The following is a 1,068-nucleotide window of genomic DNA, read 5'->3' as shown; positions in this document are numbered from 1 at the left end:
TTGATTAAATCGGCACTTGAACCAGAATGGGAATCAAAAATGGAAGGAACCAGCTATGGTTTCCGACCGGGAAGGTCTGCCCATGACGCAATATCAAGGATATACATCACCATTAATCAAGGTAGCTACTTTGTATTAGATGCCGATATTGCCAAGTGTTTTGACCGAATTAATCACAACTTTTTACTGTCCAAAATTCATTGTCCAAGTTCCCTGAAAAGAGACATAAAACAATGGCTCAAAGCAGGAGTTTTGGATAACGGCGTATTTGAAGAAACAGAAACAGGGACACCTCAAGGAGGGGTAATAAGTCCACTACTCGCTAACATCGCACTGGATGGAATGGCGAGACTAATTGAAACGTTATTTCCCAAAAAGAAATATACCAATCAAGCTGTTCTCATAAGATACGCCGATGACTTTGTAGTGATTTCCCCATCACTCGAAATCATTGAACAGTGCAAGACTGCCATTTCCGAATGGTTAAAACCTATTGGATTAGAACTCAAACCAGAAAAGACCAAAGTGTGTCATACACTCAAACCCATTGGATATAATGGGAAAACGGAAGAACCCGGTTTTGACTTTCTAGGATTCAATATCAGGCAATATCCAGTAGGAAAACACAAATCTGGGAAAACAGGAGGGAAAGGAGGCCGATTAATTGGTCACAAAACCCACATAAAACCCAGCCAAAAAGCAGTTAAAGCCCACACAGAAGCGATTAAAGGTGTAATCAAAAAACACAAAACAGCACCTCAATCAGCCCTGATTAGTCACCTAAACCCAGTCATTAGAGGTTGGGCAAACTACTATTCAGGAGTAGTATCCACAGATACCTTCAATAAACTAGACTACACAATCTGGTTAATGTTAAGGGCATGGACAGTAACAAGATGCGGTAAAGCGAGCTACAAAAAGCTGAGAAACTATTTCAGACCGGGTACAGTTAAACTCAGCAATGGGAAAGAAAGACAAGAATCTTGGCTATTTAAAACCAAAGATGGTCTTCACTTATGGAAACATAACTGGACACCAATAGTCAGACATACCCTAGTACGCCCCGAC

Annotated in this window: 1 protein-coding gene; it reads left to right on the top strand. The window is 40.7% G+C overall.

Features of this window, described 5'->3' with window-relative positions:
• Window positions 1-1,068: reverse transcriptase domain-containing protein (locus N0824_RS19070; RefSeq protein ID WP_255420545.1), on the top strand; the 1,068-nt coding region annotated here is incomplete at both ends.

It is taken from the genome of Microcystis sp. 0824 (genome assembly GCF_003112475.1).
In the GTDB taxonomy this organism is placed as follows: Bacteria; Cyanobacteriota; Cyanobacteriia; order Cyanobacteriales; family Microcystaceae; genus Microcystis; species Microcystis aeruginosa_C.
The sequence above is the reverse complement of the archived record's forward strand: the minus strand, read 5'-3'. Positions and strand labels throughout refer to the sequence as shown.